General features: G+C 50.9%; 15 protein-coding genes, 1 tRNA gene and 1 other RNA gene. 2 read left to right on the top strand and 15 right to left on the bottom strand.

From position 1 onward, the window contains the following. Positions 1–254 precede the first annotated feature (254 nt). Positions 255–1,913: a GDSL-type esterase/lipase family protein gene (locus tag DW922_RS03320; RefSeq protein WP_118725777.1), complete on the top strand. Its 1,659-nt coding sequence runs from the start codon at positions 255–257 to the stop codon at positions 1,911–1,913. Between the two features lie 109 nt (positions 1,914–2,022). Here DW922_RS03320 and DW922_RS03315 read toward each other — a convergent pair whose 3' ends face one another. The 6 genes from DW922_RS03315 to DW922_RS03290 all read right to left on the bottom strand — a co-directional run bounded on the left by DW922_RS03315 (position 2,023) and on the right by DW922_RS03290 (position 7,945). Next, positions 2,023–2,760 carry a YebC/PmpR family DNA-binding transcriptional regulator gene (locus tag DW922_RS03315; protein ID WP_118718422.1) on the bottom strand — a complete coding sequence of 246 codons (738 nt, stop codon included), beginning with the start codon at positions 2,758–2,760 and terminating at the stop codon, positions 2,023–2,025. Positions 2,761–2,858: 98 nt separating this feature from the next. Beyond that, positions 2,859–3,773 (bottom strand): hemolysin family protein, encoded by a 915-nt coding sequence (locus tag DW922_RS03310; RefSeq protein ID WP_118725776.1) that lies wholly within the window; start codon positions 3,771–3,773, stop codon positions 2,859–2,861. 93 nt (positions 3,774–3,866) lie between these two features. Further along, positions 3,867–4,214, bottom strand: coding sequence for a type II toxin-antitoxin system PemK/MazF family toxin (locus tag DW922_RS03305; protein WP_118725775.1), 348 nt, complete (start codon positions 4,212–4,214; stop codon positions 3,867–3,869). 129 nt (positions 4,215–4,343) lie between these two features. Then, positions 4,344–5,513 (bottom strand): alanine racemase, encoded by a 1,170-nt coding sequence (gene alr, locus DW922_RS03300; RefSeq protein ID WP_118725774.1) that lies wholly within the window; start codon positions 5,511–5,513, stop codon positions 4,344–4,346. A gap of 37 nt (positions 5,514–5,550) precedes the next feature. Beyond that, complete coding sequence (locus tag DW922_RS03295; protein ID WP_118718424.1) at positions 5,551–7,092, bottom strand: NAD(P)H-hydrate dehydratase; 1,542 nt, start codon at positions 7,090–7,092, stop codon at positions 5,551–5,553. A 178-nt stretch (positions 7,093–7,270) separates the two neighbouring features. Then, positions 7,271–7,945 carry a redox-sensing transcriptional repressor Rex gene (locus DW922_RS03290; RefSeq protein ID WP_118718425.1) on the bottom strand — a complete coding sequence of 225 codons (675 nt, stop codon included), beginning with the start codon at positions 7,943–7,945 and terminating at the stop codon, positions 7,271–7,273. A 177-nt stretch (positions 7,946–8,122) separates the two neighbouring features. Here DW922_RS03290 and abc-f point away from each other — a divergent pair, with 177 nt between their 5' ends. Further along, a complete protein-coding gene (gene abc-f / locus DW922_RS03285) occupies positions 8,123–10,141 on the top strand; it encodes a ribosomal protection-like ABC-F family protein (protein WP_118725773.1) in 2,019 nt (672 codons plus the stop codon). A 101-nt stretch (positions 10,142–10,242) separates the two neighbouring features. Here the strand turns inward: abc-f and DW922_RS03280 are convergent, their stop codons facing one another. The 9 genes from DW922_RS03280 to DW922_RS03240 all read right to left on the bottom strand — a co-directional run bounded on the left by DW922_RS03280 (position 10,243) and on the right by DW922_RS03240 (position 19,066). After that, positions 10,243–11,100 carry a hypothetical protein gene (locus DW922_RS03280; RefSeq protein ID WP_118725772.1) on the bottom strand — a complete coding sequence of 286 codons (858 nt, stop codon included), beginning with the start codon at positions 11,098–11,100 and terminating at the stop codon, positions 10,243–10,245. 96 nt (positions 11,101–11,196) lie between these two features. Then, an RNA gene (gene rnpB, locus DW922_RS03275) (RNase P RNA component class A) lies at positions 11,197–11,543 on the bottom strand. A gap of 54 nt (positions 11,544–11,597) precedes the next feature. Continuing rightward, on the bottom strand, positions 11,598–13,253 hold the full coding sequence (locus DW922_RS03270) for a nucleoside kinase (protein ID WP_118725771.1): 1,656 nt from the start codon (positions 13,251–13,253) through the stop codon (positions 11,598–11,600). A 77-nt stretch (positions 13,254–13,330) separates the two neighbouring features. Next, positions 13,331–14,128 carry a Nif3-like dinuclear metal center hexameric protein gene (locus DW922_RS03265; protein WP_118725770.1) on the bottom strand — a complete coding sequence of 266 codons (798 nt, stop codon included), beginning with the start codon at positions 14,126–14,128 and terminating at the stop codon, positions 13,331–13,333. Then, complete coding sequence (locus tag DW922_RS03260; protein WP_118725769.1) at positions 14,106–14,813, bottom strand: class I SAM-dependent methyltransferase; 708 nt, start codon at positions 14,811–14,813, stop codon at positions 14,106–14,108. The genes DW922_RS03265 and DW922_RS03260 overlap by 23 nt, the downstream gene beginning before the upstream one ends. Before the next feature lie 29 nt (positions 14,814–14,842). After that, the gene (rpoD, locus tag DW922_RS03255; protein WP_118718429.1) at positions 14,843–15,961 is read right to left on the bottom strand and encodes an RNA polymerase sigma factor RpoD; all 1,119 of its coding nucleotides are present in this window, start codon (positions 15,959–15,961) and stop codon (positions 14,843–14,845) included. Between the two features lie 62 nt (positions 15,962–16,023). Then, positions 16,024–17,799 (bottom strand): DNA primase, encoded by a 1,776-nt coding sequence (gene dnaG / locus DW922_RS03250; RefSeq protein WP_118725768.1) that lies wholly within the window; start codon positions 17,797–17,799, stop codon positions 16,024–16,026. Positions 17,800–17,843: 44 nt separating this feature from the next. Continuing rightward, positions 17,844–18,854: a deoxyguanosinetriphosphate triphosphohydrolase gene (locus DW922_RS03245; protein WP_118725767.1), complete on the bottom strand. Its 1,011-nt coding sequence runs from the start codon at positions 18,852–18,854 to the stop codon at positions 17,844–17,846. A 128-nt stretch (positions 18,855–18,982) separates the two neighbouring features. After that, a tRNA-Leu gene (locus DW922_RS03240) sits at positions 18,983–19,066 on the bottom strand. Positions 19,067–19,327: the final 261 nt, after the last annotated feature.

Raw genomic sequence — 19,327 nt, 5'->3', positions numbered from 1 at the left:
CCCGGCATGATATCGGCCGGATCCATATGCATCTTTATTTTCACAGGCCTGCCGCAAACGAAAGCCCGGAAGTATCCGGCTTCGTTTTACGGCAGGTCCGTTTTTTAAGATTCTCTTACAACATTCTTCCAATCTCCCAAATCTTCCAGAAAATAGCTTGGCAAGTTTTTTTCCATGGTCTATAATGGAGCACATCGGGTCATTTCTGCCTTGCAAAATGGCCCTCAAATTTTTAACTTAGGAGAATCTGACCCATGAAAAAAAACGCTTCACGCATGAAGGCCCTGCTCCTTAGCTGTATCTGCGCGGTAACGACAGCCTTTTCTGCCGTTCCTGCCTCTGCTGCCACGGTAGTTGCGGGCGGTTCCTCATCCACAAATAATTCAGCCCTCACCAATGCACCTGGCGAGTACAGCGAGCCGCAGTCCGGCGGAGTTTCCGTAGACAAGCCTTCTGCACCGCCTACCGTCTGGGTAGTCGGCGATTCCACTGCCGCTGCATTTAATGATACAACCTACTATTCCCCGCGTTACGGCTGGGGAACCCAGCTCGGTCTGTACCTGCAGGGGGTAAATATCCAGAACCTTGCCGTATCCGGTACCAGCTCCAAATCCTACTCCGACACTGAGCAGTACCAGCGTCTGCTGCAGGGTGTACAAGCTGGTGACTATGTTCTCATCGGCTTTGGCCACAACGATGAGCGTACCGAGCAGGGCCGCTACTCTAACCCGGCCGGTTCTGTCTCCACCAGCGGTTCCTTCCAGTACAACCTCTATGAAAAGTACATCAAACCGGTAAAAGGCAAACAGGCTAATCCAATCTTAGTAACCCCGATCGTGCGCCGCAATGTAGCAAACAACTACACCGGAGAAGACGGACACATCACCAGCACTAAGAAAAATGAGGAAGGTACCTTCCAGGGCGGCGATTACGCAAAAGCGATCCGCCAGTTAGGTGTCGGCAAGAGTGTTCCGGTCCTGGATCTTACCGCACGCACCAAGGATGTCTATGAACGTCTCGGCGCAGACGGCATCAAGAACCGCCACGCTCAAACATCCAACCGCGATGTCAGCATCGACAACACCCACACCAATCTCTATGGTGCCCAGTGCAATGCCTGGTTCATCGCAGACGAGCTGTTAAAATCAAACTCCGGGCTGAAAAATTATGTTATTTCGAACCCTCAGGTCCCGCAATATGACAATAACTCCATCAATGCAAACTACCATGCACAGAGCTTTACCGCACCAGCCAGTGTGAGCAGCATCTTTTCGACTGTCGGTGACTGGAAACCGACCGTATTCGGAAACATCGATGGATATGAATACTTAAACAGCATGTATTTCTGCCTGCAGGGCAACAGCGATAACTCCATTCACATGGCAGTTGGAACTAATTCCGGTGCCACCAGAACTCAGCAGGTCGGCGGCATTGAGCAGGGCAGCGACGGTATTGCGATGTATTACCGCGAGGTTCCGTCCTCCGCAAACTTTATCCTGTCCGCCGATGTGACCATCAACGCTTATAACGCTTCCGTCTTGAACTCCTTTGGACTGATGGTCCGCGATGACATCTACCTCGACACCGTTGTCAACGATACCCTGGGCGATTATGTTGCAGCCGGACAGCTCCAGCTCTCCTCTGCCTCCCCATGGAACTGCTTTGCAAGAAAGAATGGACAGCTTACCTCCGGCGGTACCGCCTCCCGCGTATACAAAGCCGGTGAGACCGTACACGTAGAGATCCGCAAAGGTCCAGACGGATACACCTGTGTATTCGGTGACAATGCCCCGGTATCCGCAGGCTTTGACTTCCCGCTGACTGCAATCGACTCCGACCATGTTTATGTCGGCATGTTTGTGGCACGCAGCGCAGATGTAACCTTCAAAAACGTAAACTTAGTTTACCAGTAACATCAGCATGAGGCGCGTCTGCGCCTCCCTGATGTCTGACGAAAAGGCCCGGAGCAAAATGCTCCGGGCCTTTTCTGATTTCATTCTGATCTCAAATATTTTATTTGTCTTATCTCTCATCGGTATCCCAGTTGTGGTATACAGCCTGTACATCGTCGTCGTCGTCAAGAAGGTCTAACAGACGGTTCATGTACTTAATGTCGTTTTCGTCGGTCAGCTCAACCCAGGTCTGCGGGATCATGGTAACGTCTGCCTCCAGCATCGGGATGCCCTCTTTCTCAAGAGCCTCACGGACAGCACTGAAATCGTCTGGATCAGTGATCACCTCAAAGCTGTCCTCCTCCTCAGAAAAATCCTCTGCGCCTGCGTCTAATGCCATCATCATTAACTCGTCTGCGTCGAGCTCACACTCTTCCTTGTCGATGATGATCTGGCCCTTCTTGTCGAACATGAAGGATACGCTTCCCTGAGTACCAATGTTACCGTTGCCCTTAGTGAACGCACTTCTTACGTTTGCAGCGGTACGGTTCTTGTTGTCGGTCAGGGTGTCAACGATGACTGCAACACCGCTCGGGCCGTAACCCTCGTAGGTCAGTACCTCGTAGTTTACGGAGTTTGCATCGCCAGCTGCTTTCTTGATACCGCGGTCGATGGTGTCGTTCGGCATGTTGTTTGCTTTTGCTTTTGCGATGACATCGCGAAGCTTGCTGTTGTTTGCCGGATCCGGGCCACCCTCTTTTACTGCTACGGCAAGCTCACGGCCGATCACGGTAAAGATTTTTCCCTTTGCTGCATCGTTTCTTTCTTTTTTGTGCTTAATATTGGCAAATTTAGAATGTCCTGACATAAAATAACGCTCCTTACTTTATACTTTCTCTTTTCGTCCTTGTCCACCTGGAGAAGCTCTATTCCTCTCAGGCGAAAAACATCTTTTCTATTTTAACACTATTTTTCTTCGCTTGCAAGAGTCTGCGGCAATTTTGTAACACGTACTGAATGGATCATCTTATTCTCCACCTTCAGGACGCAGAAGCGGTACCCAAGATACTGGATCTCCGGCTGCTCCTCGTCTCCCGGGATACGGTCCAGACGGGAGATCAGAAGGCCATTGATGGTATCGTAGTTTTCCAGATCCTCCTCCGGGAAGGTAATACCAAGTTCCTCCTGCGCATCCTCAAGAGGCGTCATGCCGCTCATGATCAGCGCATCGCCCTCTCCCCGGACGATGTACTGCTCATCGACATCGTATTCATCTAAGATATTTCCAACGATTTCCTCCAGGATATCCTCCATGGTAACGATCCCGGCGGTCTGTCCATATTCGTCTATAACGATCTCCATATGAATCTTCTGGGACTGCATCTCCTGAAACAGGGAATTGATATTGCGTGTTTCAGGAATAAAATGTGCAGGGCGGAGTACCCCCGGCACATTCGCGATCTCCATGCGGGATTCCTGAAGATTTTCCGCATGAACCAGCACGTCCCGCATATGTACTGTACCAATGATATCGTCCAGATCCTTTCCATAGACCGGATATCTGGAATTGCTGGCCTCCTTTAAGACAAAGCGTGCCGCCTCCTTTAAAGACATAGAGCCATCCAGTGCCACAATGTTTTTGCGGTGGGTCATGATATCCCCGGCCTCTTTGTCATCGAATTCAAAGATATTGGTGATCATCTCAGCCTCGCTGGATTCCAGTACTCCCTGCTCATGTCCTTCATTTACCATAGTCATGATATCTTCTTCCGTTACGTTTTCCTGCCTGGATCTCACATATTTCCACAATGCGTACCCTGCAGCCAGGAAAAGCAAAAGCACACCTGCCAGAATAAGCAGGCGCGAATAGCCATCGTCCATACTGATCTTTCCTATCTCCTTCTTTTCTCTTTCTTTTGTATACACTATACGTTTCTGATTTTACTAGACTTCCCTGTTTTCGTCAATGCCGAACTATGTAACAAGGTTCAGGCTCACCTTTAAGGCCTGGTCCACCTGCTCTAACAGTTCGTTGTCGATATGGCAGATGCGCTCCTTCAGCCGCTGCTTGTCAATGGTCCTAAGCTGTTCTAAAAGGATCACGGAATCCTTGACCATATCGCTCTTTGCTGCCGACAGCTCCACATGGGTCGGCAGCTTTGCTTTATTCATGCGCGATGTAATCGCCGCACAGATTACCGTAGGACTATGCCGGTTTCCAACATCGTTCTGGATGATGAGCACCGGCCGTACACCGCCCTGCTCCGAGCCTACCACTGGCCGCAGGTCTGCATAATAAACATCGCCTCGTCTGATAATCACAGTTTCACACTCCGTCTCTGGTCTTCAAAGGTATTATTGCCCTCTGCCAGGCGGTGTATACGCTGCTTTTCCGTTTTTATTTGATCTGGCAAAAATGCCTGCAGTGACGGATACCTCTCTGTGATTAGTCTATTCCGCAAAACAGTCCATGGTTCCCACAACCCGGCCATTCCGGTAGTAAACACGCGGCACGCGCTTGCCAATATCGCATACCATTTCATAATGGAAGCCGCCGCAGAGCTCAGCCAGCTTTTCCATGGTGATGGTTTCCTGCCCGTCTGTTCCGATCAGGGTGACCGGAGTATCGACGCAGACACCCGGAATGTCCGTTACATCTACCATAAACTGGTCCATGCAGATACGTCCCAGGATCGGGGCACGCTTTCCGCAGATCAGCACATAGCCGCAATTGGACAAACTTCTCGGGTAGCCGTCCCCGTAGCCCACCGGCACAGTAGCGACCCGCATGGTGCGCTCTGTCACATAGGTGCCGCCATAGCTGATCTCTTCACCCGGCCCGATCTCCTTTACATAGGTAACAAAGGATTTTAAGCCAAGCGCCGGCCTTAACGGAACCAAGTCCTTCTGCACGTCATCCGACGGATACATTCCGTAGATTGTGATTCCGGCACGCACATAATTTAAGTTTGCCTGCGGCAGATCGATGATCCCGGCACTGTTGGAGCAATGCTTCATCGGGATCTCAATGCCCCGCTCCTTCAGCAGGTCCGTAAAATGCAGGTACCGCTCCAGCTGCTTTTTGGCAGAGGTCTTCTCTTTTTCATCGGCTCTGGAAAAATGGGTAAATAAGCCCTCCAGCTCAATTCCGGGAAGCCTGCCGATCGCTGCCGCCAGGTCTGCTCCGGCTTCATCAGCCTCCATACCGATCCGGCGCATGCCGGTATCGAGTGCAAGGTGAACCTTTGCCGTCTTATGCAGACGGACTGCCATCTCGGACAGCGGCTTTGCCTGCTCCATGGTAAAAATGGCCGGGCGGATCTCCTCCTCGATCAGCTCCTGGTAGCGGGATGGATGGGTTACTCCCAAAATCAAGATCATTTTGCGGATCCCGTTGCGGCGCAGCAGCATCGCCTCATCTGCTGTTGCGACTGCATAGCCGTCCACATAATGCTCAATGGCCTCTGCCACCGGCACGGAGCCGTGACCGTATGCATCTGTCTTGATGACTCCGATCATCCCTGTTTTCTGGTCAATATTCTGTCTCATGGACTCCATATTAAAAACAATGGCATCTAAATCTACCGGCGCATAAACCCGGGTGTACTGCTTGTGATTCATAATATCCTTTTGTTCCTCATTTCTATCTGTTTTTCCATTATTTCCGGCTATTCTGATGATCTGGTCCTTTTCCAATGCTGTTTGCAAGGTCTGTTGCCAATACTCCGTTGTCTCCCAGCATGGCTGCCGCATATTCCCCGGCCCGGCCATGCAGATAGACTCCAAAGGCAGCCGCCTCTGCACATTCCATGCCGCGGGCTAAAAGGCCGGCGATCACCCCGGTAAGCACGTCACCGGAACCGCCCTTTGCCATGGCACTGCAGCCACTCTGGTTGATCCAGGCATTTCCATCCTTATCGGTTATGACAGTTACCGCATCCTTCAGCACACAGATGGTTCCATACCGCGCGCTGTAGGCTCTTGCCTGCTCTAACGGTTCCTTCTTGATACCGGCTGCCGAAACCGATACCAGACGGCTCATTTCCCCGATGTGGGGCGTTATGATGATATTCTCTGTAAAATAACGTGTCAGGTACGGATGGGATGCCACACAGTTTAAGCCGTCTGCATCGAGCACGATCGGCACATAGGCATCGGAAAGCACCGTCTCCAGAAGATATTCCGTGTATGGTTCCTGCCCCAGGCCCGGTCCCGCCACGATCACATCCGCCCAGGCACAGGCATCCTCCAGGATTTTCTGCATGGTTTCCTCATTGTCAGGATCATAACAGGAAACGATCGCCTCTGGAAGCTGTGTCTGCAGGATCTGGCGGTTTTCTGGCACTGTCAGGACTTTCACAAGTCCCGCACCTGTGCGGTAAGCGCCTAATGCCGAAAAATAAGCTGCCCCGCTCATTCCACGGCTTCCTGCAAGGATCAGCACCTTGCCAAAGGTTCCCTTATTTCCATCCGGCCTGCGCACAGGCAGCTGATTAAGATCCTCCGGGGTCAGGATCTTTGCATCCCATCCCGCTTTTTGAAGGCTGATTTCCGGAAAACCAATATCGGCAACGGTCAGTCTGCCTGCATACTGCTTTCCCGGATAAAGGAGCAGGCCGGTTTTTGCGTAGCCAAAGGTTACCGTCACATCGGCCCTGAAGGCAATGCCCATCACCTCACCGGTACTTCCATGAATCCCGGAGGGCGTGTCTACCGCGATCACGGAAGCATTCCATTTCTGCCTCAGTCTCTCCAGCGTTTCTAAAACCTGTCTGTATGCCCCAGTAATCTCCCTGCCAAGCCCGATTCCAAACAAGGCATCCAGAATGATATCATATGGCTCACTTTCATATGTTTCCTCTGTAACCTGCACAAGCTGCAGCTTTTGCGCGATCCGCTTTTGTGCTTTCATCTCTTCCGAATCGTGCTCCGGGTTTCCCGCAAAGAACAGGCGGACTTCATAGCCGCGCCCCTGCAGGATACGCCCTGCTGCAACCCCGTCTGCACCATTGTTCCCGGTTCCGCAGGCCACCAGGATCCGCGCACGCTTTCCCAGCCCCCGCTCATCTGCCATGCACACTGCTGCCTCTGCAACTGCAAGCGCAGCACGCTCCATAAGGACCATGGACGGGATTCCGATTCCCTGTATGGTATTTTGGTCAACAGCCTTCATCTGCTGTGCCGTTACTGCATAATCCACTATTTCTGCCTCCTTGCAACAGCCACAGAACCTGCCCGCAGCACGCCAAACTGCTGTTTTTGTGCTGCCAAAACAGCAACAGCAAAAGCCGGCAGGCACGATAACTTTCCTTATCCCTGCCTGCCGGCTCTTTTTCATTGCTGCTCACGCGTGCGTGCCCAGCAACGAGATCCTGCCGTTACGCTTCGCTCTGTGCCTTTTTCTTTTCCTCTTCCAGCTTGCGGTCCTGCATGCTGCACACCCGGTAAGACAGGCGCATGAGACTTTCTGAAAGGTGGACGTTCTCAACAACGACGTCTTCCGGTACATTTAAGTCTACATGGGCAAAATTCCAGATTGCCTTGATCCCGGCATTTACCAGACGGTCTGCGATTTCCGGTGCCTTTGTCTTTGGGATCGTCAGTGCCGCCATCTGGACATCGTTATCCTTGATGAACTGCTCCAGATCATCGACACCGCGGATCTCAATACCGCGCACCACAAGACCGATCAGTCTTGGATTGATATCGAACATTCCTTTGATGATAAATCCACGCTTCTCGAAATTTGCGTAATTTGCGATTGCCTGCCCCAAGTTACCGGCACCAATGATGATCAGGTTATGCTGACGGTCGATCCCAAGAATCTTTCCGATCTCTGTATACAGGTATTTCACGTTGTAGCCGTATCCCTGCTGTCCAAACCCACCGAAATTATTTAAGTCCTGACGGATCTGGGAAGCGGTAACCTTCATCCGGGTACTCAGTTCGTTGGATGAGATACGCTCGACACCTGATTCCAAAAGCTCTCCGAGGTAACGGTAATACCGCGGAAGCCTTGTAATAACTGCTTTGGATATCTCTCTGTTTTCCATGCTGCACATCTCCTATACGTAAACTATTGGATTCTATTATAACCGTTTGCGAAATCTATGTCAATGTTCAAACAATTCCTGAACAAAAAATACACAGAAAGCCCTTTACAAGTGCCAAAAACCTATATTATACTTGATAAGTCTTATAGTAGAAAATGTAACGAAATGGAGTTATTTATGATTTTATCATGTAATCACATCAGCAAAGCATTCGGTACAGATGAGATTCTGTCCGAGGTTTCCTTCCATATAGAAGACCAGGAAAAGGCCTCCATTGTCGGGATCAACGGGGCCGGGAAATCCACCCTGCTAAAGATCATCGTAGGCGAGCTTGCCGCCGATTCCGGCGAGGTTGTACTGGCAAAGGGAAAAACGCTCGGTTATCTGGCCCAGCATCAGGATCTGGACAGCAGCCGTACCATCTATGAAGAATTAAAAGAGGTCAAACAGCCCATCATCGACATGGAGCTCGATATCCGCGATCTGGAGATCCGCATGCAGCATGCCACCGGCGAGGAATTAGAACAGATGCTTTCTGCATACAGCCGTTTAAGCCATACCTTTGAGCTGGAAAACGGCTATGCATGGCAGAGCGAGTTAACCGGCGTCTTAAAGGGCCTGGGCTTTACCGAGGATGAATTTAACAAATCTGTCTCCACGCTTTCCGGCGGACAGAAAACCCGTGTTTCCCTTGGTAAGCTCTTACTCTCCCGCCCGGACATCATCCTGCTCGATGAGCCGACCAACCACCTGGATATGGAATCCATCGCTTGGCTGGAGACCTATCTTTTAAACTATAACGGGGCAGTCATCATCGTTGCCCATGACCGGTATTTCTTAAACCGCGTAGTCACAAAGGTCGTGGAGCTCGAGATGGGGCATGCATCGGTTTACCTTGGCAACTACACCGCCTACAGCGAGAAAAAGGCCATGATCCGCGCTGCCCAGATGAAGGCCTGGTTAAACCAGCAGCAGGAGATCAGGCATCAGGAGGAGGTCATTACCAAGTTAAAATCCTTCAACCGCGAAAAGTCCATCAAGCGTGCTGAAAGCCGCGAAAAGATGCTCTCTAAGATCCAGGTTCTGGACAAGCCTGCAGAGATCCAGGACGAGATGCGCATCAGCCTGGAGCCGCATATCGTCAGCGGAAACGATGTCCTTACCGTTCGCGATCTGGACAAATCCTTCGGCAGCACTCACCTGTTCTCCCATGTCGATATGGATATCAAGCGTGGGGAGCGGGTTGCCATCATCGGAAATAACGGAACCGGAAAAACCACTATTTTAAAGATCATCAACGGCCTGCTTCCGGCCGATTCCGGCACGATTACCCTCGGCTCGAAGGTACATATCGGCTATTATGACCAGGAACACCATGTCCTTCATATGGAAAAGACTGTATTTGAGGAGGTTTCAGACGCTTACCCAAATCTGACCAACACCCAGATCCGCAACATTCTTGCCGCATTTTTATTTACCGGTGACGATGTATTTAAGCGTATCTCCGATCTAAGCGGTGGAGAACGCGGACGCGTTTCCCTCGCAAAGCTCATGCTTTCCGAAGCCAATTTTCTCATCCTCGATGAGCCGACCAACCATCTGGACATTACCTCCAAGGAAATTCTGGAAAACGCATTGAAAAACTATACCGGAACCGTGCTTTACGTTTCCCACGACCGTTACTTCATCAACCAGACCGCTACCCGGATCCTGGAGCTGACCGGACAAACCTTCTTGAATTACATTGGCAATTACGATTACTATCTGGAAAAGAAGGATCTGATGAAGGAATTATATGTTGCTCCGGTGCATGCAGGAGCTGCTGACGCATCGCTGGCAGACTCCCAGCATCTTGTGCAAAGGGACCGCGCTATCGGCACTGCTGCCGCAAATGGAAAATTAAAAGCCACCGGTGTCCCGGAGGCACAAAAAGGCACTGCTGAAAGCGAGGTCAAGCTGGACTGGAAGGCACAAAAGGAAGAACAGGCCCGCATCCGCAAGCGCCAGAATGATCTGAAAAAGGTCGAGGATGAGATCCACCGTCTTGAGACACGCGACGGCGAGATCGATGCGCTTCTCTCTCAGGAGGAGGTTTACACCGATGTTGCCCGCCTTGTGGAACTGAATAACGAAAAAGAGTCCCTTAAGCAAAAGCTTGAGGAACTCTATGAGACCTGGGAAGAGCTGGCAGAATGATCTGCCAGCTCCTTTTTCTATCTCTCTTTCCATATTCTCTTTTGCATCCCCTATCGTTTTAGTAGGTTTATCATCCTCGATTGTATGGTTTTTGTCAATACTCACTTCTCATCTTTCTGATGCAGGATTTTCTCCAACTCCTCACACACCTCCGGGAAACCGCGCTGCAGGTCTTCTTTTTTCTCGCCACCCACATAATCGGAAAATAATTTTCCAAAGCAGAATGCTGCATCCGACGCATAATAATCCGGGATTTCCAGAACATCCTCAAGGACCGGACCTGCATTCCAGAATTTCTGCATCATGGTGCTGTCTTCCCGGTAACAGCCCGCCTTATACCCTGCGTACTCCCCAAAAGCCTGCAGGATCGCGTCTGCATCACAGAATTTTGCCTTTTTATAGCGCCGGTCGGTATCATGATGTACATAATAGATACCGGAAGAGGTGGATGGTGCTTCAAAATAGCTTTTTTTCTTATAAAACAGGAACTGCCAGCCATCCTCCACAAACTGGGAAAGCCAGCCGCGCGGAACCTCATACAGATAGTCCGTGATCAAGTCCTTATCCTCTGCATCGGGCCGCTCTGTCCCGATCACACGGATCTCATGGTTCTTTTCCTCCTGTCCGTTCTCCCCAAGAAACTTTAATTCCACATACTGGTTTCTTGCCATATGGCCATTGCTGAAAAAGAAATAGCGTTCCCCGTCAATGTCCCTCTGGCCACCGGTCTGCAGCCAGCCGCGCTCATCGAACCAGTACCATTCTCCCTCATAAAAGAGCCAGCCTGTGTGCAATGTGCCGTCTTCATCCCGGTAGGTCCAGTGGTGGTCCTTTCCATAGCTCCAGTTTTTCCCCCCGCTTCCCGGGGCATCCATTGCCCGGGAAGGAAACAGGGCACCGGCCGAAAGCGCCAAAACAGACACCAGGCATAGTGCGCCCTTCCGAAACCTATGGTTCATCGCGATTCCATCCTTTCTCCATATGCAGCAACGCGTTATTTCTTATAAACAAAAAGGAGGTGCGCTTTTTACAGCGTCACCCCCATTCGAGATCAGATTATGAGCAAGACGATAAGCCGGGTTATGTCGTTGAATGGTCATCTATCTAGACCAGATGTCACCACCTGGTTCAAGCAACCTACCCGAAAGCAGGCGGGCCGCCTTATGCTTTCTGTTCGGTCTTGCTTCGAGTGGGGTTTACATGTGCCCCGTCTGTTACCAGACGGGCGGTAGTCTCTTACACTGCCCTTCCACCCTTACCGGCAAAGCCGGCGGTATATTTCTGTTGCACTGTCCCTGGAGTCACCTCCGCCAGACGTTATCTGGCACCCTGCCCTGTGAAGCCCGGACTTTCCTCTCCCGCAGCCTTTCGTTTCTGCGGCAGCGACCATTTGTCTTACTCAATGTTCCCTATTCTACCATCATTCTGAAATACTGTCAACTATCTCCGGTCCATATCAGACTTTAAAACATCCTCCACCGATAAACTCGCGGATCAGGGAATTATGCGGGATCTCTTCGCTGCTGACACCAAGGAAATAATCCAGGAATTTTAAGAGGCGCTTGGCCTCCACATACTCCGCGCTGTCACGCGGAACGGAAAACAGCACCGGCTCCGCATACTGCTTCAATACTGCAAGCTCATAAACAAGGGCGGAATTGAACATCACATCTGCATCCTCCTGATATGGGAAAATATTATCCTCCTCTCCCTTTCTCACGGAAGGCCACATGCGGATGGTTGCCTGGGCCGAAGCCCCCCTGGTCCTCGCATCCCGCACGATCCGGCGGATCAGGCGCCCGTCTGTGGTCGGGATCCGGTTGTGCTCATCGATGTTTAACTGGGTCAGGGCACTGATATAGATCTTAAATTTGTTTTTCCTCGGCAGGGCGTAGGAAAGCTTTTCATTCAGGCAGTGGATTCCTTCGATCACCAGCACATCATCCGGTCCCAGCGTCAGGTAATCCCCATGATATTCCCGCTCACCCTTGATGAAATTATACTCTGGCAGCTCCACAGTCTTTCCTGCCAGAAGATCTGTCATATTCTGGTTAAACAGTGCGGTATCCAGACATTCCAGAACCTCATAATTGTAGTTGCCGTGTTCATCCTTCGGACTGTCCACGCGGTTTACAAAATAATTATCTACTGCGATCGGGTGAGGCTTCAGGCCCTTTGCCTTTAACTGGATGGAAAGCCTGTGGGAAAATGTGGTCTTTCCCGACGAGGATGGCCCGGCGATCATGACAAGCTTCGTATCCGGACGGACAGCGATCTGCTCAGCGATATCGCCGATCTTTTTCTCCATCAGCGCCTCCTGCATCAGGATCAGCTCGCTGATCTTTCCCTTGCAGATGACATCGTCCAGGGCTCCTACCGTCGGAACTTCCAGCTGTCTTCCCCAGCCCTCGGTCTCGCTTAACACCTCAGCCAGCTTTTCCCGGTCGTGGAATGGTGCCACATGTTCCGGGTCCTGCTGTTCCGGAAGCAGGAGCATGAAACCATCCCGGTACGGGATCAGGTCAAAGTACTTTAAATAACCGGTATTCTGCACCATATAGCCATAATAATAATCCTCAAAGCCGCCTATGCTGTACAGATTTACCCGGGATACCCGGCGGTAATGGAACAGGCGCTCCTTCTCATACATCCGGTGCTTATGAAAGATTTCAATGGCCTCGTCCGTGGTTACGTTCCGCTTCATGATCGGAAGCTTTGCCTCCACATATTCGGTCATCTTCGCTTTGATCCGGTCTGCCAGCTCCTGGTCTTTGGCAAAGTCCCCGTCCGATTCAATAAAAAGGCCATTGGCAATGGCATACTCCACGGAGACCTTCCGGATGTGTTCTGCCCCTGCTACCTCATAAAACGCTTTTAAGAGGATTAGAAGCACACTGCGCTGGTAGGTCTGGATTCCCGGTTTATCCGCAGCCGTTAAAAATTCAATCTTTGTTCCTTCTTTTACTTTCTTATGAAGCTCCTGCAGCTTTCCATCTACCGTAGCCAACAGGATCTCATGGGAAAAACGGCACTGGAATTCTTCTGCCACTTCTTTTAAGAGTGTATCCTCCTGATACTGTTTTTTCTCTCCCAATACACACACGCGAACCATACGCACTCTCCTTTCAAACGATTCCATTCCATCACAGGCTACAGGAGTTATAAGGAATTTCCCACCTATGCATTATATCAGATCACACGGGCCGGAAAATCCGGTGCTGCCTGGAGTACCTCTAGCGTACTGCCCGAAACATTTCTGATATAGTCAGCCATAAACGGGATAAAAATATGCTCCAGCCCATAATGGCCAGCATCCAGGATCGCCATTCCTGATGCCGCTGCATCGATCGCATCGTGATGCCCAATGTCCCCGGTGACCAGCACCTGGACCTTTTTTTCCAGTGCATAGCGGATCATGCTGCCTCCCGCACCTGGAGACACTGCCACGCGGCTGACCGGCTCCTTTACCGCATCGCTTCCGTACATGAGAAGAAACGGCAGGCCAAAGGCTGCTTTTACCCGGTCTGCAAACGCATCCAGCGGCACCGGCGCTTTCAGGCTTCCTGCTTTTCCGATCCCAACCGCTTCGCCGTTTACCTCACCAGTCACCTCAAGCGGTACCCCGTTCAGGATTTCCAGACGGTCCGCTGCCAGATCTGCCATACAGCCTGGCGCTGCATCAAAGTTTGTATGCATGGCAAAGTAAGAAATATCTGCCTGCAGCAGTGTCACGATCCGGCGGCTGATAAAATTCTCATCGTTTACCTGCTTTAACGGCCGGAAGACAAGCGGATGATGGGTAAGAAGAAAGTCTGCCTTCTCCTTTACCGCCTGCTCTACAACCCGGTCCGTGGCATCCAAAGCAACCAGCACCTTCTTAATTTCCTTATCTCCCCGGCCGGCCAGAAACCCTGGGTTATCCCAGTCACAGGCCAGCTCACGCGGGGCCAGCTTCTCCAGCTTTTCAATCAGCTCCCTGCAAAGCATAATACGCCTCCTTTGTCTCTTCCAGTTCCCTTAACAGGCCTTCGGCCCGCTTTTTTGCACCATCTGTATTGCTTAATGACAAATGCTTTAAAAGCTCTTCGCCCTGGGACAGCTCCCGCTCAAGGAAGGCACGCAGGACGGGGTCCTTTTTGCGGATCAGGTCTGCACCGTATCGGTATTCGTACTCATGCGTATAGTGCATGCTTCCCGGGCTTACCTGTAAGATCACATAGTATTTTCCCTCATCGAAAAGCATCTGCTCCTCCAGAATAGAAAAGCCAAGCTCTTCCAGTCCGTGCCGGAACACAGAAAGCTCCGACTGCGGGGAGAGCACATAATGCTTTACACTGTCATACATATGTGCGCCATCCTTTAAAATGCGCAGCATCAGCTCTCCGCCCATCCCGGCGATGATCACGGTATCTGCCTCGCCCGGGGTTAATTCCTTTAAGCCGTCACTCAGCCGTACCTTGATCTGCCCTTCCATATGATATGCCTGAACGTGCTCACTGGCTCTGGCAAGCGGCCCTTTACGCACATCCATGGCAATGACCTGCTTTACGTTTCCACTCTCCACAAGACGGATCGGGACGAATCCATGATCCGTCCCCACATCTGCCACATATCCTTCTGTTACTGCTGCCGCCGTGGCGGCAATCCGTTCCAGTCTGTCTGATAATCGCATCTTACCATATCCTTTATTTCTATAGATTTTTAATCCAGATAATCCTTCAGCTTCCTGCTGCGGCTTGGATGGCGCAGCTTGCGCAATGCCTTCGCCTCGATCTGGCGGATCCGTTCCCGGGTCACATGAAACTGCTTTCCAACCTCCTCCAGGGTTCTCGGCTTGCCGTCATCCAGGCCAAAACGCAGGCGTAATACCTGCTGTTCCCGCTCCGTTAAGGTTTCCAGTGCTTCCATGAGCTGTTCATGGAGCAGGGTGAAGGTTGCCTCTTCCGCCGGGACAGCCACATGGTCATCCTGGATGAAATCGCCCAGATGGCTGTCTTCCTCCTCTCCGATCGGGGTTTCTAACGATACCGGATCCTGGGAGATTTTCCGGATCTCCCGCACACGCTCTACCGGAATTTCCATTTTAGCGGCAATCTCCTCTGCGGTAGGCTCCCGGCCAAGCTCCTGTACAAGCTGCCTGGAGGTACGGATCAGGCGGTTGATGGTTTCTACCATATGCACCGGGATACGGATCGTTCTGGACTGGTCAGCGATCGCACGGGTGATCGCCTGCCGGATCCACCAGGTAGCATAGGTTGAAAATTTATAGCCCTTGCGGTAGTCAAATTTTTCCACAGCCTTGATCAATCCCAGATTTCCCTCCTGGATCAGATCCAGAAACTGCATGCCTCTTCCCACATACTTTTTCGCAATGCTGACCACCAGACGGAGATTTGCCTCTGCCAGACGTTTTTTCGCCGACTGGTCCCCTAATTCCATGCGCTTGGCCAGTTCAATCTCCTGGTCCGTTGTCAGAAGAGGGATCTTTCCGATCTCCTTTAGATACATGCGGACCGGATCCTCCACACTGACACCCTCCGGCACGGACAGATCCAGCTGATTCAGCTCTGCTTCTTCCTCTTTCTCCGCTTCTTCATCCAAAAACAGATCTGGATCGATGTCATCCTCCTCATCTGTCCGGAGGACATCTACTTGGTTGCGGTCCAGAAAATCGTAAATACGGTCCAGCTTTTCCGGATCCAGGATCTCACCCTTGAAAAAATCGAGAATTTCCCGGTTCTCCAGTACATTCTTTTTCTTTCTGGCTTCCTCTAACAGTAATCCCAGCTTCTCTTCAAATGTCTGTGTACGTTCTTCCATATCTATCCGCCCTTTCTCAACTGCAGACCACCGGAAGGAAATGTTTCCGTCCGGTTCTTTCCCTAGTCAATGGATATCTGAAGCGTTTTCAGTGCTGCCTGCTGCCGGATGATTTCCTGGAGCTGTGCAATGTCTGTGGCGCTCCGGCTTGCCTCATCCAGGCTGTTTTTCTTTACTTTCAGCACTGTCTCAGAAAATGCTTTTCGCTGTTCTTCATTATTTAATGAATCCTGCAGACTGGCGTTAAACAAAGCCGCCACCTGCTTATACTGTTCTTCATCGTTGATAAAACGGTTCAGGATTCCCGCCGGATTCAGGCTCCCCTGCTTATGACCGTCAAAAACCATGCAGGCAACCTCGTGATACAGCGGTTCCCGAAAGTCCTCTGCGCTGATGATTCCCTCGATCTTTTCAAACAGCTGGGGACGCTCGATCAGCCAGGTCAGGAGGAGACGCTGGGATCTGCGGATCCCGTCATCCTTTTCCTTCTTCTTTTTGCGCTCCTGTGGATCCCTTCTATCCTCCTCATAGCGTTTTCCGGTAGCCGGTCCAAGCTGGCTGCCCAGACGGTTTACCAGCCTGCGCAGGTCTTCATAAGGGATCATCTGGGCCTGTGCGACCGCCCTGATATAGTTGTCCCGTTCCAGCGCCTCATGAAACTCCAGAAGCTTTCTGGCTGTAGCATTGTAAAAACGGGTTTTCTGTTCCGGGTCCTCTAAGTCGTATTCCCGCTTTAATACGTCGATCTCGTAGAGGAAGCTGTTCTGGGCCGACGCGATCCGCTCCCGGAAAGCATCTGCACCAAGATTCTTTATAAATTCGTCCGGATCCTTATAGGGCTTTAAATTCAGTACCTTTGTGGAGATGCCGGCCTCCTTTAGGATCGGGATTGCACGGAGTGCAGCCTTTATGCCGGCTCCGTCACTGTCGTAGGTCAGGATAACGGTGTCCGTATAGCGCTTTAACAGCACGGCATGCTGGGTTGTAAAGGCAGTTCCTAACGATGCCACTGCATTGGTAAAGCCCGCCTGGTGCATAGCGATCACATCCATGTAGCCCTCACAGGCCAGCATATATTTTTCCCTGCTTGTGCGGGCATAATTCAGGCCATACAGATTCCGGCTCTTATCAAAGATCATCGTCTCCGGCGAGTTTAAGTACTTCGGGGTTCCATCGCCCAGCACGCGCCCGCCAAACCCGATCACACGGTTGTTGACATCCATGATCGGGAACATAACACGGTTCCAGAATTTATCGTAGGTCCCGCGTTCCTCCATAGTCACAAGGCCGCTGTCGCGCAGGATCTCATCGGTATAGCCCTTCGAGCGCAGATACTGGTACAGATCGTTGCTGGTCTTGTTGGAAAAGCCAAGTCCGAAGTGCCGGATGGTATCGTCGGATAATTCCCGCTTCCGGAAATAGTCATAGCCCAGCTTTCCCTGTGGCTGATGGAGCTGGTAATAAAAATAATTTGCCGCCAGCTTATTGATTTCAAGCAATGTCGAACGTTTATCCGCCTTCTCCCGCTCCTCTTTTGAATATTCCACCTCTGGCAAATGGATTCCGGCCCGGTCTGCCAGCACCTTTAATGCCTCCGAGAAGGAATAATTTTCATATTCCATAACAAACGTGATCGCATTGCCCCCGGCTCCACAGCCAAAACAATAATACATCTGCTTCTGTGGTGACACGGAAAACGAAGGGGATTTCTCGTTATGGAACGGACAAAGGCCAAAATAATTTGACCCTTTTTTCTGAAGCTTTACATATCCAGAGATCACATCTACAATATCATTTCTTGTCCGTACCTCTTCTACGACATCTTCCGGATAATACATGAAACTCTGCTCCTTTCGCCTTATCATGGTTATAACAGTAGCCTTTAATGCACCTTCCAGGATTTCGGGATGAACAACTCCTCAAATTTGTCGATGGAATAGCTGTCGCTCATGCCTGCGATATAATCACAGACCACCCGCTCCTTTGGTTCTCCCCGTTTCCGGATCATAAACAGGTATTCCTCAGGCAGCTCAGATGTGTGCTCCAGATAATACCGGTACAAAAATACCAGCAGCTGCTGGGCTCTTCCCTCCTCTGCTTTTGGAACCTTGTTTTCGTACACATTTTCAAACATCCATCCACGAAGTCCCTGCATCGCTTCCTCGATGGCGGGCGACATTTTAATTTCCGGAGCATCCATGCTCTGCAGGATGATATCATGTACCAGAAGATTCAGCCGCTCCCGCACGCTGTGTCCCAGGACATCGGTGTAGCGGGACGGAAGCTGGTCCTCGGTGAAGATTTTTGCCCGGATAGCATCGTCGATATCGTGGTTGATATACGCAATCTTGTCAGAAAGACGCACCACACATCCCTCCAGTGTAGAAGGATGGCCGCTGGTCCTGTGATTCTTGATGCCGTCCCGGACCTCTTTTGTAAGATTCAGCCCTTTTCCATCCTTTTCGAGCACCTCCACGACACGCACACTCTGAAGATAGTGGGCAAACCCATAGGGACAAAGCTCATCCAGGATCCGCTCTCCGGAGTGTCCAAAGGGCGTATGCCCCAGATCGTGTCCGAGGGCAATGGCTTCTGTCAGATCTTCGTTTAGCCGGAGTGCACGGGAAATGGTTCTTGCAATCTGCGCAACCTCCAGTGTATGAGTCAGGCGGGTCCGGTAATGGTCTCCCTCCGGTGCCAGAAACACCTGCGTTTTATGCTTTAATCTGCGAAAAGACTTACAGTGCAGGATCCGGTCGCGGTCACGCTGGTACGCTGTGCGGATGTCGCAAGGCTCTTCCTCGCGGTCACGCCCCTGTGTATCTCTGCTTAAAGCTGCATAGGGACTCAGATAATCTGCTTCCCAGGCTTCTCTCATCTCTCTGATATTCATAAAAGCATTTCCCCCTTTCCAGACTCACAATTATAATAAGTATAACATAATTTCCGAAATTTTCATACTATTTTCCGTTTCAGGGTATGCAAAAAGAGCGAAGAACCAATCGTCCTTCGCTCTGCTCGTGCAGAAGATGGGAGTCGAACCCACAAGGTATTGCTACCACACGGACCTGAACCGTGCGCGTCTGCCAATTCCGCCACTTCTGCGAACCATTGCCCCGATGAACTATTCACCGAACCAACATGTATATTATATCCAACCCATTCTGATTTGTCAACTGATTTTTTAATTTTTATAAAAATTTATTTTTCCGTGAAAACATGCAGAACTATGTGAATTTATTTTTCCCAATCAATCAGCAAATACATAGCCAGCGCTTTATAGCTTCTCGGAGCGTTCTTGTTTCACAGACCTTGATTTCTCATGAAATGAAAAAAGCGAAGAACCAATTGTTCTTCGCTCTGCTC

The sequence above is a fragment of the Clostridium sp. AM42-4 genome (assembly GCF_003480105.1).
Taxonomy (GTDB): Bacteria; Bacillota; Clostridia; order Lachnospirales; family Lachnospiraceae; genus Brotaphodocola.
The sequence above is the reverse complement of the archived record's forward strand: the minus strand, read 5'-3'. Positions and strand labels throughout refer to the sequence as shown.